General features: G+C 46.7%; 13 protein-coding genes, 1 tRNA gene and 1 other RNA gene. 14 read left to right on the top strand and 1 reads right to left on the bottom strand.

All coding sequences use genetic code 11. The features are described 5' to 3' along the window. The 11 genes from ortA to ffs all read left to right on the top strand — a co-directional run bounded on the left by ortA (position 1) and on the right by ffs (position 10,898). Positions 1-300 carry a 2-amino-4-oxopentanoate thiolase subunit OrtA gene (ortA, locus tag BM243_RS10320; protein ID WP_347499608.1) on the top strand — a complete coding sequence of 100 codons (300 nt, stop codon included), beginning with the start codon at positions 1-3 and terminating at the stop codon, positions 298-300. Beyond that, entirely contained in the window at positions 293-1,717 is a 1,425-nt protein-coding gene (ortB, locus tag BM243_RS10315; RefSeq protein ID WP_074912298.1) for a 2-amino-4-oxopentanoate thiolase subunit OrtB, read from the top strand. The genes ortA and ortB overlap by 8 nt, the downstream gene beginning before the upstream one ends. Positions 1,718-1,739: 22 nt before the next feature. Next, positions 1,740-2,111, top strand: coding sequence for an ornithine aminomutase subunit alpha (locus BM243_RS10310; RefSeq protein ID WP_347499607.1), 372 nt, complete (start codon positions 1,740-1,742; stop codon positions 2,109-2,111). Then, positions 2,108-4,306, top strand: coding sequence for a D-ornithine 4,5-aminomutase subunit OraE (gene oraE / locus BM243_RS10305; RefSeq protein ID WP_074912297.1), 2,199 nt, complete (start codon positions 2,108-2,110; stop codon positions 4,304-4,306). Before BM243_RS10310 ends, oraE begins: the two co-directional genes overlap by 4 nt. 21 nt (positions 4,307-4,327) lie before the next feature. Then, positions 4,328-5,701, top strand: a complete 1,374-nt coding sequence (locus tag BM243_RS10300; RefSeq protein ID WP_074912296.1) for a GlmL-related ornithine degradation protein — start codon at positions 4,328-4,330, stop codon at positions 5,699-5,701. Position 5,702: 1 nt separating this feature from the next. After that, positions 5,703-6,815, top strand: coding sequence for an alanine/ornithine racemase family PLP-dependent enzyme (locus tag BM243_RS10295; protein ID WP_074912295.1), 1,113 nt, complete (start codon positions 5,703-5,705; stop codon positions 6,813-6,815). Positions 6,816-7,057: 242 nt separating this feature from the next. Continuing rightward, positions 7,058-8,146, top strand: coding sequence for a 3-phosphoserine/phosphohydroxythreonine transaminase (gene serC, locus BM243_RS10290; RefSeq protein ID WP_143093584.1), 1,089 nt, complete (start codon positions 7,058-7,060; stop codon positions 8,144-8,146). Between the two features lie 29 nt (positions 8,147-8,175). Beyond that, the gene (locus tag BM243_RS10285) at positions 8,176-9,087 is read left to right on the top strand and encodes a D-2-hydroxyacid dehydrogenase (RefSeq protein ID WP_074912294.1); all 912 of its coding nucleotides are present in this window, start codon (positions 8,176-8,178) and stop codon (positions 9,085-9,087) included. 15 nt (positions 9,088-9,102) lie between these two features. After that, the gene (locus BM243_RS10280; RefSeq protein ID WP_074912293.1) at positions 9,103-10,350 is read left to right on the top strand and encodes a DUF1015 domain-containing protein; all 1,248 of its coding nucleotides are present in this window, start codon (positions 9,103-9,105) and stop codon (positions 10,348-10,350) included. Between the two features lie 190 nt (positions 10,351-10,540). Then, positions 10,541-10,630 (top strand) — tRNA-Ser (locus tag BM243_RS10275). Between the two features lie 3 nt (positions 10,631-10,633). Then, positions 10,634-10,898: signal recognition particle sRNA large type (gene ffs / locus BM243_RS10270), an RNA gene on the top strand. Positions 10,899-10,950: 52 nt separating this feature from the next. Here the strand turns inward: ffs and BM243_RS10265 are convergent. After that, complete coding sequence (locus tag BM243_RS10265; protein ID WP_074912292.1) at positions 10,951-12,606, bottom strand: Na/Pi cotransporter family protein; 1,656 nt, start codon at positions 12,604-12,606, stop codon at positions 10,951-10,953. Between the two features lie 202 nt (positions 12,607-12,808). Here BM243_RS10265 and dnaX point away from each other — a divergent pair, with 202 nt between their 5' ends. The 3 genes from dnaX (at position 12,809) to recR (ending at position 15,527) form a co-directional block, all read left to right on the top strand. Next, positions 12,809-14,476: a DNA polymerase III subunit gamma/tau gene (gene dnaX, locus BM243_RS10260; protein ID WP_074912291.1), complete on the top strand. Its 1,668-nt coding sequence runs from the start codon at positions 12,809-12,811 to the stop codon at positions 14,474-14,476. 67 nt (positions 14,477-14,543) lie between these two features. Beyond that, positions 14,544-14,873 carry a YbaB/EbfC family nucleoid-associated protein gene (locus BM243_RS10255; protein ID WP_074912290.1) on the top strand — a complete coding sequence of 110 codons (330 nt, stop codon included), beginning with the start codon at positions 14,544-14,546 and terminating at the stop codon, positions 14,871-14,873. A gap of 54 nt (positions 14,874-14,927) precedes the next feature. Continuing rightward, the gene (gene recR, locus BM243_RS10250; protein ID WP_031576695.1) at positions 14,928-15,527 is read left to right on the top strand and encodes a recombination mediator RecR; all 600 of its coding nucleotides are present in this window, start codon (positions 14,928-14,930) and stop codon (positions 15,525-15,527) included. The last annotated feature ends 343 nt before the right edge of the window (positions 15,528-15,870 follow it).

Below are 15,870 nucleotides of genomic sequence, written 5' to 3'. Positions count from 1 at the left end.
ATGAAAAAAGGAACATGGGTGGAAATCCATGACATCATTCTAAAGCCGGAAGAGCGTACAGGCATGATTCCGGAAGAAACGAAGAAAGTGCCTCTGGAGATGCGGATGAAAGGGTATCTTCTGGAGGACGCAAAGGAAGGAGAGCGGGTGCAGATTGAAACCCTCACGGGAAGAGTCGTAGAAGGTACGCTTCTATCAGAGAATCCCACCTATACCCATACCTACGGAGAGACCTTCATACCGGAGCTTCTTGCCATCGGCAGAGACTTAAGAAAAATGCTGGAGGTGGATCATGAGTAGAGACATGAGCTATGAAGCGGTCATGGGCCGAAAAAATGAGATCATGAAAAAAGCGTTGGGCGTGGACTATGAAAAGTATGAGCTTTCCCAGCTGGCTTTTGACTATGATGCCATGATGGAAGATGTGGATGTATCTATAGAGGAAGTGAGAAAAATTCAGGAAGAAGTTTCAGTAGGGCATACGCCACTGGTGGAGCTGAAGAATCTCACGGCCTTGGCGAGAAAATTCTCCAAAGAAGGCTATGGGGCAAGAATTTTCATAAAAGATGAAGCCGCCAACCCATCGGGCAGCTACAAAGACCGAAGAGCCTCTTTGTCCGTCTATATGGCAAAGAAGCTGGGCTATAAGGGCGTAGTCACGGCTACTTCTGGAAATTATGGCGCTGCTGTGGCATCCCAGGCAGCAAAGCTTGGCCTGAAATGCATTGTGGTTCAGGAATGTTATGACTCCCAAGGCATCGGTCAGCCGGAGATCCTGGAGAAAAGAAGAAAATGTGAGGCTTTGGGCGCGGAAGTACTATCTCTTACCGTGGGACCGGAACTTTTCTATACCTTCCTCTCTATATTAGAAGAGACAGGATATTTCAATGCTTCTTTATACTCCTCCTTCGGGATCCGTGGGGTGGAAACCCTGGGCTATGAGATTGCGGAAGAAGTTTATGAAAAGTACGGAAAATATCCGGAAGTGGTTCTGGCCACCCATGCCGGGGGAGGAAACCTCACGGGAACTGCCAGAGGATTAAAGGCCGCAGGGGCAAAGGAAACCAAGGTTGTAGGCGTCAGTGTGGACCTCACGGGTCTTCATATGGCTTCGGATGTGGATTTTAACAAAAAATCCTTCACCACAGGCCATACAGGATTTGGGATGCCTTTCACCACCTTCCCGGACCGGTCTGATGTGCCAAGAAGCGCAGCAAGACCCCTCCGCTATATGGATGAATATTATCTGGTGAAGCAGGGCGAGGTGTTCTATATGACAGAAGCATTGGCCCAGCTGGAAGGAATAGAGCGTGGTCCTGCAGGGAATACTTCTCTCACGGCAGCCTTTGCCATGGCGAGAGAATTGAAGGACACCGATATTCTGGTGGTGCAGGAGACGGAATACACCGGAGCTGGAAAGCATCCTCTTTCTCAGCTCTCCTTTGCCAAGGAGCGTGGGATAGACCTCTTTTTCGGAAATCCCGAGGATGAGGTGCCTGGAAAGAATATCATCCTGCCCAGGGGTCCGGAAGACATTCTCCTGCGACCTGTCAGTATGGAAAAACTAAAAAAATCCCTTATTAAAAATTATGTGGCGGCAAAGAAAATAAATCTTGTGACAGAACTGGATATTTTCTATCTCATGGAAGAGACCAGGACTTCCTATGAGTTTGTCAAGCTGGAGCTTCAGCTGCTTGGATGCACCCTGGTAATCTAGCATAAAGATAGGAGAAAAATATATGGCAATGAAAAGAACCGATGACTATATGGAGAGGAGAAAACATTTGGAAGGACTTAGTGATGAGGAGCTGAAAAAACGGTTTTTCTCACTGGCGGAGCAGATTGTGGACCCCATGATCGAACTTTCCAAGAAAAGCACCACCCCTTCCGTGGAGCGGTCTGTGCTTCTTAGAATGGGGTTCTCCAGCCTGGAGGCCATGGATCTTGTGAACCACGTACTGGATCTCGGACTCATGGGAAAAGGTGCAGGAAATGTGGTGCTGAAGGTGTCTGAGAGACTGAAAAGAGACTATCTTTCTGTAGGCAGAGAAATGGCAGAAGGAAAGCATCTGGATCTGGCAAAAGAAGTGTTCAAGGGGGACAGAAGATGAAGCTTGTGAAGAATGAGAAGCTCCAAGTGGAAGAAATTCTGAAGGATCTTCAGCACTATGCACCCAAAAGACGGGGCTGGCACTGGAGAGAACCTGTGGAAAATCTTAAGATGGGCGAGTTCACCTATCAGGAAATGAGTAAGCCTCTTGCGCAAAGTGAGAGCCTGCCCTCTGCAAAGTATTTCGGAAACATCGACCCCCAGCCAAGACCAGTGATTACAACAGAAATCGCCTCCGGCCGTTTTGAGGATGACATCCGAAGAATGAGAATGGCAGCCTGGCATGGAGCGGACCACATCATGGTCATCCGTACTGCCGGTCAGAGCCACTATGATGGTCTCATCGAAGGAACCCCCCAGGGCATTGGCGGGATTCCCATCACCAGAAAGCAGGTAAGAGCTCAGAGAAAAGCGTTGGATCTCATTGAAGAGGAAGTGGGAAGAGAAATCAACTACCATTCCTATGTGTCTGGTGTGGCAGGTCCTGAGATTGCCGTGATGTTCGCAGAAGAAGGGGTCAATGGCGCTCATCAGGATCCTCAGTACAACGTGCTCTATAGAAACATCAATATGATCCGGTCCTTCGTGGATGCGGGATATGCAAAGTCCGTCATGGCCTTTGCCGATATGGCCCAGATTGATGGTGCCCATAACGCCAACGCCACGGCAAGAGAAGCCTATAAGGTGCTTCCTGAGCTCATGGTGCAGCATGGCCTGAATTCCGTGTTTTCCGTGAAGTCAGGAATGAAGAAAGAGAACATCTGCCTCAGCACCGTGCCACCCACAGCGCCTCCGGCCCCTTCCCTGACATTGGATCTGCCCTATGCAGTGGCCCTTCGGGAATTTTTTTCCGAGTACCGCATGAGAGCGCAGCAGAATACAAAATATATGGAATCTGACACCAGAGAAGCCACGGTGACTCATGTGCTGAATCTTCTCATTTCAGAGCTCACCGGCGCAGACATCCAGTCCACCATCACACCGGATGAGGGAAGAAATGTGCCCTGGAACTACAACAATATCGCGGCCATCTCTACTGCCAAGCAGGCCTTCCAGGGAATGGACGGACTGTTATCCATGGTGGAGCTGAAAAAAGAAGGGTTCCTGCCGGAGAAGGTCCGGGAAATCAAGGAAAGAGCAGTGCTTTTCATGGAAGAGATCCTGGAGGCCGGCGGATATTTTAAAGCCGTGGAAGATGGATTCTTTGTGGATTCCGGATACTATCCCGAGAGAAATGGAGACGGCATTGTGAGAAAGATGGATGGAGGCCTTGCGGCGGACACCGTCTTTGAAAAAGAGGAAGACTATTTTGCCCCAGTCAGCGCCTTCTTCGGATACAACCATGTGCCGGAAGGCCTTGAAAAACCCTCCGATGCCATCGGTGGGGACACCTTGGAGATCCGTGAGAAGATTGTTTATATTGATGAACTGGACCCAGAGGACAATGTGGAGAAGAGACTGGAAGAGAACAGAAAGTACTTTACGAGAGAACACATAAAACCAGAAGTGGAATGGGCTGGAGATGGTGTAATCTTGCAGACCATGATGCTCCCTGTGGATGAAATGACCGCAGAGGCCGCTGCTGTTGAGATCGGCAAGAAAATGGGGCTGCTGGATGTGGAAGTGGTTCATAAGGAAGTGCTCCAGGAAGCAGAGGGCACATTAGTGGAAATCAAGGGAAGAGTTCCCTTCTCGTTGAATGCCAAAGACCTGACCATCCAGAAGAAACCAGAGATCTTAAGTGATGAGGAGATCCGAAAGGACATTGAAGCGTATCCCATGAAGATTGTAGCCGGAACCTTGGGGAACGATGAGCATTCTGTGGGGCTTCGTGAAATCATAGACATCAAACATGGCGGCATTGAGAAGTACGGCATTGAAAGCATCTATCTTGGCACCTCTGTGCCCGTGGAAAAACTGGTGGATGCGGCCATAGAGTCCAATGCAGAGGCCATCCTCGCCAGCACCATCATCAGCCATGACAACATACATTATAAAAATCTCAAGAAACTCTGTGACACGGCTGTAGAAAAGGGTGTCCGGGACAAACTCATCATTCTGGGCGGAGGCACCCAGATCATTCAGGAGCTGGCTGTGGAGTCTGGCCTTGATATGGGCTTTGGACGAGGCACCAAAGGTGCCCATGTGGCTACGTTCCTGGTGAAAAAGAGAAGAGAGATGCGTGGAGAAGAGTAAAGAAAAAGGAGGAGGAAGTAGATGCATGTAGATGTACTGGTGGCAGAAATCGGCAGCACCACCACGGTGGTGAATGCTTTTCACAACATCCATACAGAGGAGCCTTCTTTTCTTGGACAAGGACAAGGGGTTACCACGGTGGAGGAAGGGGATGTCACCATCGGACTTCTCTCTGCCTTGGAGGACCTGAAAAAAAACCTGAGCGTGGAAGATCTGACTTATGATAAATTTCTCGCCACCTCCAGTGCGGCGGGAGGCCTCAAGATGAGTGTCCATGGACTGGTCCATGACATGACCGTGAAGGCTTCCAAAGAAGCAGCCCTGGGTGCAGGAGCCATTGTGAGACTCGTTACCTCAGGAAGGCTGAAGCCATCAGATCTTCGCAGGATTGAGGAGCTGAAGCCCAGCATTCTCATGATTGCAGGAGGCCTGGACCACGGAGAGCGGGACACAGCCCTTTATAACGCAGAAAAGATTGCACAGCTGCCTCTTGCCATGCCCATCGTCTATGCAGGCAATGTGGACAACCAGGAGGACATCATGGAGCTGTTCAAAGGGTATCCAGGGAAAGTCTATATCACAGATAATGTATATCCTCAAGTAGATGTGCTGTCTGTGGAGCCTGCAAGAAAGGTCATCCAGGAGGTTTTCGAGGAGCATATCATCCATGCCAAAGGGATGGACAAGGTTCACGAGCTGGTATCCGGCAGAATCTTGCCAACTCCAGGAGCGGTGATGGAAAGCGCCAAGGTCCTCAAAGAGGTGTTAGGCGATGTGATGATCATTGATGTGGGCGGAGCCACCACGGATGTCCATTCTGTGACTCAGGGCTCTGAAGAGATCTCAAGAATCCTGCTGGCGCCGGAACCTGAGGCCAAGAGAACCGTGGAAGGGGATCTGGGCGTCTATGTGAACCGGAAAAATCTTATGGAGAGAATCGGCATGGATAAGCTTAAGATGGAGCTTTCTGTGGAAGAAGAGGACTTTATGAATCTTCCTCCCATCCCCAAAACAGAAAAAGAGAAGCGGATTATCCTCCGCCTGACAGAAGAAGCGGTATACACCTCTGTGGATCGCCATGCAGGTGCTGTGAGAAATCTTTTTGGTGAATCCTCCGGAAGAAAATCTGTGGCGGAAGGAAAAGATCTCACGGAGATCAAGTACATCATTGGGACTGGCGGTGCACTGACTAGACTTCCGGGAACAGAAAAAATTCTGGCTGGAATTCATGAACAGGGAAGAGGGCAGAAACTCTTTCCAAAGAAGGAAGCGGAAGTGCTTCTGGATCGAGACTATCTTCTGGCATCACTGGGTGTCCTTTCTTTGGAATACAAAGAAAGTGCGAGAAAACTCATGCTGAAGAGTCTTGGCCTTAATGGAAGGGAGAATGCATAACATGTACCCATGTATGGAAATACACTTAAAGAAGATAGAAAGCAATGCAAGAAAAGTCCATGAGATCTTCAAGCCCTATGGAATCAGCATCATGGCTGTGACCAAAGGCTTCACCGCAGAGCCCAGAATAGCCGAGGCTATGCTTCGCGGGGGACTGGAGTACATCGCCGATGCCAGAATCAAGAATCTGAAGAAACTGAAGAATCTTCCGAGGCAGAAAGTGCTTCTTCGGCTGCCCATGATGAGTGAAGCGGAAGATGTGGTGCGTTACAGCGACTACAGTCTGAACTCCGAAATAGAGACACTGAAAGCCCTGGGAGATGCAGCGAAAAAACTGGGCACCATCCATAAAGTCATCATCATGGTAGATCTTGGAGACTACAGAGAAGGCATCCGCTCCCAGAAAGTAGGGCTTTTTGTAAAGGAAGCCGTAGAGATCGAGGGTGTGGAGATTCGGGGATTCGGCGTGAATCTCACCTGTTTTGGCGGCGTTATTCCGGAACAGACCACCCTGCAGAGACTGGTGGACATTTCAGAAGAGATGCGCATGAAGTATGAGCTGACCCTAGACATCATTTCTGGAGGAAGCTCTTCCAGTGTGTATCTGGTGGAAGAGGAAAATGGATTCCCGGATGGCATCAACAATTTAAGGCTGGGTGAAGTGATTCTTTTAGGAAAAGAAACAGCATTTGGCAGAAGGTTTGATGGCCTCTGCGAGGATGCCTTCATTCTGAAGACCCAAATCATTGAGCTGAAGGATAAACCTTCCGTACCCAAGGGGAAAATCGGCAGAGACGCTTTTGGCAATGTGCCGAAGCATGAGGACCGGGGCATCATCAGAAGAGCCATCGTGGCCCTTGGCAAGCAGGATGTGGATCCTTCCGGACTGATCCCCATGAATGAGAATCTCAGCATCCTTGGAGCAAGCTCAGATCACCTCATTCTGGATCTTTCCAAAGATCCTACGGGTTATCAGGTAGGAGACATTGTAAAGTTTTACGTGAAATATGGCGGTATGCTGAATGCCATGACTTCGCCTTATGTGGACAAGGTGTATATAGAGGATGATCAATTGGACGAAGACGAGGAACTTCTTCTGGTGGAAGACATCTGAGCTTCGAGAAAGAATGAGATTCCCATGGGTTCCAATGTGAATCTCGAAAAAATAAAAGAATCAATTCAGTAGAGTGAAAATGATTACAAGGTTATATTCAGAGTTTTTTTTCACAGGATTCTCTTTTCTATGAATTTAAAAATGTACTGTTTTTGGACAACAAAATTTGGTTTACCAATATTTTTTTAGATGACATAATGAGAGTAGAAAGCCATGAACAAAGTATGAAAATAAAAGGAGCGATCACATTGTCAAGAATTTTCAATTTCTCCGCAGGTCCATCCATGCTGCCCGTTTCCGTACTGGAAAAAGCAGCCAGTGAGATGCTTGATTACAACAACTCCGGTATGTCTGTCATGGAAATGAGCCATAGAAGCAAAGTCTATGACAAAATCATCAAGGACACAGAAAGAAAGCTCAGAGAAGTTATGGGCATTCCAGACAACTACAAGGTGCTCTTTCTTCAGGGAGGCGCGACGCTCCAGTTCTCCATGATTCCGATGAATCTTATGACCAAGAACAGGAAAGCGGATTACATCGTATCTGGAAGCTTCTCCGGAAAAGCGTATAAGGAAGCACAGAAGTATGGAGAGGCTCACCTGGCAGCCACAAGTAAGGCGGACAATTTCAGTCATATTCCAACCCAAGAAGAACTGAATCTTTCTCCAGATGCGGACTATCTCCACATCTGTGAAAACAACACCATTTTTGGCACCACTTATAACTACTTGCCAGAAACCAATGGAGTGCCCATCGTTTCCGATATGTCCTCCTGCATCCTGTCAAAACCAGTAGATGTGGAAAAGTATGGTGTCATCTATGCGGGCGCTCAGAAAAACATGGGACCAGCGGGTCTTACCGTGGTCATCATCCGTGAGGATCTTGTGGGAGAACCTCTGGACAAGACCCCAGTAATGATGAGATTTGACGAAATGGTAGCCAATGACTCCATGTACAACACACCACCAACCTATGCCATCTATATTCTAGGACTTGTTCTGGATTGGGTGGAATCCATGGGTGGTCTTACCGGTATGGAAGCACACAATACAAAGAAAGCAGCACTGCTTTATGATTACCTGGATCAGAGCAAACTCTTCAAGACCAATGTGGTGAAGGAGAACCGTTCTCTGATGAACGTGACCTTTATGACAGGAAATGAGGAGCTGGATGCGAAGTTCGTGAAGGAAAGCGCAGAAAGAGGATTCTCAAATCTCAAGGGTCACCGCTCTGTTGGTGGCATGAGAGCCTCCATCTACAATGCGATGCCAATGGAAGGTGTAGAAGCCCTGGTTGCATTCATGAAGGAGTTTGAAGAAAAGAACGCGTAAACAGATTAGATAATAGGGGGGATATCATCATGATAAGAATATTAGCTGCAGACGGCATGGAAGCCAGTGCCATCAAAAATTTGGAGGAATCCGGTTTTGGAGTGGTCAATGAGCATTACGAACTGCCTGAACTCATGGAAAAGATCAAGGAATTTGATGTGGTTGTGGTCAGATCCGCAACAAAGATCAGAGAACCTCTCATCGATGAAGCGCTGAAGACCGGAAGACTGAAGCTTGTCATCCGTGGCGGGGTAGGCGTGGACAACATTGATGTGAAATACGCGGAGGAAAAGGGCATTTCTGTAAGAAACACACCCAACGCTTCCAGTGCATCTGTGGCAGAACTTGCCATAGGACATATGTTCAACATTGCAAGACATATCCACAGTGCCAATGTGACCATGAGAGAAGGAAAATGGAACAAGAAGCACTATGAAGGCATTGAACTTTCTGGTAAAACATTAGGGCTCATCGGCTTTGGCAGAATCGCCAAAGAGGTGGCCAAAAGAGCAGATGCCCTTGGCATGAAGGTCATTTACACCAACAGAAGCGGACACAAGCCTGAGAATGATCCATTCCGCTATGTGACCATGGAAGAGCTTTATAAAGAAGCAGACTTTATTTCCCTCCATATGCCAAAGCTTGCGGACAGACCTTATCTCATCGGCAAGGAAGAAATCGAAAAGATGAAGGACGGCGTGTATCTTGTGAATACAGCCAGAGGCGGACTCATTGATGAAGAAGCCCTTTGTGATGCTTTAGACCGTGGTAAAGTCACAGCGGCAGCCGTGGATGTGTTCAAGGAAGAACCTACAAAGAACGAGAGAATCTATACCCATGAAAAGATTTCTCTGACCCCACATACAGGAGCATCTACCGTAGAAGCACAGCTGCGCATTGGTGAGGAGATCATCTCCATCATCAAGACATTCTTTGCATAGAGAAGGAGAGAAAAAATGGCGATAGTAAGACCTTTTCGTGCAGTAAGACCCCATGAGACTTTAGCAGACAAGGTAGCTGCACTGCCCTATGATGTAATGAACTCTGAAGAAGCGAGAGAGATGGTGAAAGACAATCCTTACAGCTTTCTCCATGTGGACAAGTCAGAAGTGGATCTTCCTCCTTCCATTGATCTTTATGACCAGAGAGTCTACGACAAGGCTAGAGAGAACATTGTGAAGTTCATCGAAGATGGCACTCTTGTACAAGAGGCAGATAAAGCCCTGTATATCTACACCTTGGTCATGGATGGACATCCCCAGACTGGACTGGTTTCCCTTGCATCCATTGATGACTACCAGAACAATGTCATTAAAAAGCATGAGTTCACCAGAGCAGAAAAAGAAGCCGACCGAATCCGTCACGTGGATGTGACCAACTTCCATACGGGACCGATTTTTCTGACCTATGTGTACCAGGAGGAAATCACAAGAATCATCGAAGACTATAAGAAAAACCATGAGCCACTGTACGATTTCGTCGCAGAAGATGGTGTAACGCATACCGCCTGGGCGATTCTTGATGAAAATATCATTGAAGAGCTGAAAAAGAGATTTGAAAAAGTAGAATCACTCTATATCGCCGATGGCCATCACCGTGCGGCTTCTGCTGTCCGGGTGGGCATGATGCGAAGAGAGAAGAATAAAGATTTTACTGGAGAAGAGGAGTTCAACTACTTCCTGTCTGTGATTTTCCCAAGCAATGAACTGAGAATCATGGATTACAACCGTGTTGTGAAGGATCTCAATGGCTGCGACAGTGAGCAGTTTATGGAAGCTGTAAAAAAAGACTTCACCGTCACAGCATATGAAGGAGAAGGGCCTTACAGACCAGAGAGGAAGCACACCTTTGGTATGTATCTGGACGGCAGATGGTATAAGCTGGAAGCCAAAGAGCATATCATTTTCGATGAGGATCCTTTAAAAAGGCTGGACTGTAAAATCCTTCAGGATCATCTGCTGCATCCAGTTTTAGGGATCGAAGATCCAAGAGTAGACAAGAGAATTGATTTTGTAGGTGGAATCCGGGGGCTGAAAGAACTGGAAAGAAGAGTGGAGAAAGACATGAAAGTAGCCTTCTCCATGTATCCAACCACCATCATGGACCTCATATCCATCTCCGATGCAGGGATGGTTATGCCGCCAAAATCCACCTGGTTTGAGCCTAAACTGAGAAGTGGTCTGTTCCTTCATGATCTGGAATAGATAAAATAAAAGCTGAAGTCCAGGGCTGTGATCTCACAGCCCTGAGATTTTGGCCATATCTTATTTCAGAACAGTTCTTCCATGGGGGATGAAGTTCCTGTGAAAAAATCCATTTTAACTATTGACTTCAGTAGTCTTTTCCTTTAAAATTAACTTTGTTGCTTATGGAATACGTGAGCAATTGATATGTGGAGAGGTGGCCGAGTGGTCGAAGGCGCACGCCTGGAAAGTGTGTATCGGGGAAACTCGATCATGGGTTCAAATCCCATCCTCTCCGCCATTACCGTGCTAGACGGGGAGTTAGCGGTGCCCTGTAACCTGCAATCCGCTACAGCAGGGTGTAATCCCTAACCGAGGCTTGATCTTTCAGGGTCTGACCCTTAAAAGTGACGTTGATAAGTGGATCCCACGCAATGGATGTCTATGAACCTCGTCAGGACCGGAAGGTAGCAGCGATAAATAGAATTATTCGTGTGCCGTGGCAAATCTGCTTTGAGTTTACTGTTCGGGTAACGCTTGAACGGTTACTGTCAGAGTTGGGTGCACGGTTTTAAATGAAAAATAGAACCCTTTGCTTAGTGATAAGCAAAGGGCTTTTTGTTATAGAACTTCCAATGGAGAAGAGGAACCTTGAAACTCATAACAGGCCAGTTTCTTGATCTGGAAGAGATAGTATTTGATTCTCTCCAGGGTGGAGAGGATCTCCAGATAGACAAGAGAAGCCTCAATGGAGCACTGGTCTTTCTCCAGCCTCATAATATGATCGTTATTTGCTTTGGCCAGGAGTTCGTCAAAGTGGATCCATGATTCTGTAGCCAGTGGGAGATCACAAGGAACATCCTTAGAAAGGTGAAGGGCGGTTTCCTCATAGAGTCCCTGAAGTGAAAGGGAGAGGTTTTCCACCTCACTCATGGCATCCGGGGTGAAGTAGCACTCCTTTTCCAGTCTTTCCACTGCCAAAACCTCCAGATGATCCGTGAGACTACCCATACGCTCGAGATATTTTGCTCCTTTTATGATGCCTGGAATCATGATGGACTGAGTTTCCGTCAGAGAACGTTTATAGAGTTCCATCATGTAGAGGGTCAGCTCTTTCTGAGTTCGAGTGATTTCTTTCCGGATGGGCGATGTATCAGAAATGCTCCTATCGCTGGTGATGTGGTTTAGTGCTTTTACGTTGTTATCCGTTACTTTTTGAAGAGTCAGTGTAAGTTCTCTAATACTGGCACCAAGAGATGCCACAGGGGTATCCAGGAGCAGAGGATCGAGGATGGTCTGAACTTTCCCTTCGTCTGAAGTGCGTTCTTTCACAAGGAACATCAGAAGCTGCACAAAGTACTTATTCAGTGGAAGAAAAATCAGCGCCACGATGATGTTGAATATCGTATGGGAGTTTGCGATCATCACCTGAATGCTATCAGATCCTTGGATGTTCACAGTAAAATACTCGATGAAAGAGACGAAAGGATTGAGGAAGGGCAATGCGATGAGAACACCAATGAGATTGTGAAGCGCATGTCCCCAAGCGGTTCTTTTTGCATTGATGTTTCCTTTTAACGAGGCGATGAGGGCTGTGATGGAAGTGCCGATGTTGTCCCCCAGCATCAGGATGATGGCTGTTCTAAGGTCAATGAGTCCAGAGTTTCCAAGGAGGATCACAATCCCTACAGTGGCTGCACTGCTGTGGACAAGTGCCGTGGTTACAGTGCCTAAAAGGATGCCGAAAACAACATTGGATGCATAGTGTTCAAAAAAATCTCTGATGAGCTTACTTTGCTCCATATAAGGAATCCCTTCATTAAGGATTCTAAGACCCAGAAGAAGAAAGCCTATGCCCATGAAAGCCTGCCCCAGACTCTTCAGCTTCACCTTATGAGCAGAGACGTAAAGAATATAGCCGATGCCTAAAATTGGAAGTGAAAGAGTGATGATGTTGAAACTGAAGCTCAAAGCCATGAACTGTGCTGTGATGGTAGTTCCGATGTTTGCGCCATAGATGATACCAATGGCTTGGGAAAGTCTCATAATACCAGAATTGACAAACCCTACACTGAGGACAGATATAGCCGTACTGCTTTGAACAGCAGCGGTGAGGAAAATTCCTGCTAAAAAAGCTTTCCAAAGTTTTCCGGTGAATTTTTCAAGGATCTTTTTCATCATAGAACTGGACATGTTTTCCAGGCCTTCTCCCATGAGATCCACTCCATACATCAATAGAGCGGTACCTCCGACGATACCAAAAAGAAAGTCCATCATAGAATCCCATCCTTTTTCATAGTAAAAGCAGTTTGTTCTATTCAGCACAAACATACCACTAAATGACTGAATATTCAATCTTGCGAAAAAGTAACAAGTGGAAACAGGAGATTCTTCAGTTACTTTTCCTGATTCTATGAAAATTATTTGGAACTCATGTATAATAGTAAAGGAAGTATTTGGAAAGCAGGTGAGAAAAGTCATGGCATATACAGCGCTCTATCGCGAATGGAGACCAAGGGTTTTTCGGGATGTCATTGGTCAGGAACATATCACAACGACACTGAAAAACGAGATCAGAACCAGCCGAGTAGGTCATGCCTATCTTTTCAGCGGAACCAGAGGAACAGGTAAAACCACCTGTGCGAAAATCATGGCCAAAGCACTGAACTGCCTGGATCTTCATGAAGGAGAACCATGCAATAAATGTGCCATGTGTGTGAAAATAGATCAAGGGCTTTCTCTTGATGTGGTGGAGCAGGATGCTGCCACCAACAATAAAGTGGATGACATCAGAGATCTTGTGGATGAAGTGCAGTACCCTCCTCATGAAGGGAAATATAAAGTCTACATCCTTGATGAAGTGCATATGCTCTCTACGGGAGCGGTGAATGCCTTCCTGAAGACATTGGAAGAGCCTCCGGAACATGTGGTCTTTATTCTGGCAACCACAGATCCACAGAAACTGCCTGTAACCATACTTTCCCGTTGTCAGCGTTTTGATTTCAAGAGGATCAAGTACACTGAAATCGCAAAAAGGCTGAGAGAGATTGCAAAAGATAAGGGCATCTATGCAGAAGACAGATCCCTGGATCTTATTGCCAGAATCTCCGATGGCGCCATGAGAGATGCTCTCTCCATCATGGACCAGGCCATCAGCATGGGTGATGGAAAGCTTGAGTATACAGACGTGCTGGATATGCTGGGTCTTTCAGGGCAGGAGAATCTTTTTAAGCTGTCAGAGGCGATGCTCAGTAAAGATGTGAAAGAATCCATCAGGATTCTGGATGAAGTGGTGGATGGAGGAAAAGATCCTTACAGCTTCACCAAGGACCTTATTCTTCATTTCAGAAACATTCTGCTGGCGAAAATCATGCCGAATCCTGAAGAAGTCATTGATCTGTCGAAAGAAGACATTGAGATCATCAAAAGGCAGGGAGACATCGCTTCCAATGAAGTGATCACGAGAATCATCAGACTTCTCCAAAAAGCCGAAGAACAGGCGAAATTCAGCAAACAGTCCAGGATCTATCTGGAACTTGCCATCATCAGCCTTACAAAGAATGAACTGGATATTTCTTCAGAATCCATGCTGGGAAGGCTTTCCGTCATTGAGGATTTCTTAAGAAGAGGAGATTTCAATAAAGTCAAGGCGGAATCTTCAGAGCAGGCAGGGTCTCCCCGGGGACAAAGCCCTGCATCTGTAAAACCAGCATCGCCATCAGCTCTGGAGAAAAAAGAAGAGCTTAAAGTGATGAAAACAGCAGTGAGAATTGAAGAAGAGATTTTCAATGATGACTGTAAAGTGACGCTGGATATGGTGAAGAGAAACTGGAAAGAGATCATGGAAGCGCTGAAAGCCAGAAGACAGATGATCGTCCAGGCATCCATCATCGTCGGGCAGCCGGTGAAATGTGACCGAGGCGTCATTGAAGTACGATTCGGCAAGGAATACGGATTCAGCAAAAAGCGTCTGGAAAAGAAAGAGAACAAAGAGATTTTGGAAGATGCCGCAGCGACCATCTTAGGTGAACCGGTGAAGTTCCGATTTACAGTGGAAGGGGAACGGGAAGAAAGAGCCTCAACCCAGGAAGATGGGGATTTTGAAGAGAATCTCAAAAAACTTGGCATCAATATTGTAGAGGAATAGCGGCCTTGAAACTGAGGCAGAGTTATTGTAAAGTAAGTAAAGAAAAGAGATTGTAGGAGGTATTATTATGGCAAAGGGATTCCCAGGTATGGGAGGCAATATGAACAACCTGCTGAAGCAGGCGCAGAAGATGCAGAAGGACATGGAAAAGAACCAGAAAGAACTGGAGTCTAAGATCTATGAGGCATCTGCTGGCGGCGGAGCAGTATCCGTAAAACTTACAGGCAAGAAGAGACTGGAGTCTGTGACCATTGATAAGGATGTTGTGGATCCAGATGATGTGGAAATGCTGCAGGATCTTGTGCTTTCTGCTGTGAATGCTGCAATGCAGATGGCGGATGAGGACGCTGAGAAAGTGATGGGCAAGCTCACAGGCGGCATGCCAGGATTATTTTAACAAACAGGATGAGGGTGCATGTAAGGTGCATCCTTCTTTTTAGGAGGAATATTCATGGATTTTTATCCAGTGGCCATTGAGAAGCTCATTGAAGAGTTTGCAAAGCTTCCCAGTATTGGCAGCAAGACAGCGCAGAGACTGACGCTGCATATTTTGAATCTCCCAGAGGATGAAGTCCGTGAGTTTGCAGATGCTCTGGTGAAAGCTCGAGGAACTGTGAAGTACTGCGGGATCTGCGGAAACTATACAGAGAAGGATCCTTGTGCCATCTGTGGGAATCCCAACAGAGACCATAACGTCATCTGTGTGGTGGAACAGCCCAAGGACATCATGGCCATCGAAAGAGTCCGTGACTTCAACGGTGTATACCATGTGCTTCATGGAAGCATCTCTCCCATGGCAGGGAGAGGACCTGAGGACATCAAAATCAAAGAGCTGGTACGAAGAATGTCCGGAGAAATCCAGGAGGTTATTGTGGCCACCAATGCAACCATAGAAGGGGAAGCTACGGCCATGTATATTTCCAGAGTGCTGAAGCCCCTGGATGTGAAAGTGACTAGAATCGCTTCGGGTATGCCAGTAGGAAGTGATCTGGAGTATGCGGATGAAGTGACCTTGGCTAAATCCTTTGAGGGCAGAAAAGAGATTAAGTAATCGAAGAAATTCTGATAATTTAAAATAAAGTCATACCAAAAATTTAAACACCCCACTTAAGAGTGAAGCAGCAATAACTGCCTCGCTCTTTTTTTACCCCTTCCTTTCCCCATTCTTCTCCTTCTCCCAAGCCTCTATCCATTGATACAAGCTCATTTCCCACCCTTTTCCCATACATCTATCCGAAATTGTCTCTTATCCTATCATTTCCCGAACTGATGCGTGCTACGAATCTGCTCAAAGTATTGATTTAACTGTGTTTAGACAGTTAAACTCCTGAAGAAAAATCGGGTAAACGAATAAAACTAGGAGAAATGTGTGAGTGAATGAGTGGGATAAATAT

Source organism: Proteiniclasticum ruminis, from assembly GCF_900115135.1.
GTDB lineage: Bacteria > Bacillota > Clostridia > Clostridiales > Clostridiaceae > Proteiniclasticum > Proteiniclasticum ruminis_A.
This window is presented reverse-complemented; position numbering and strand designations above follow the sequence as displayed.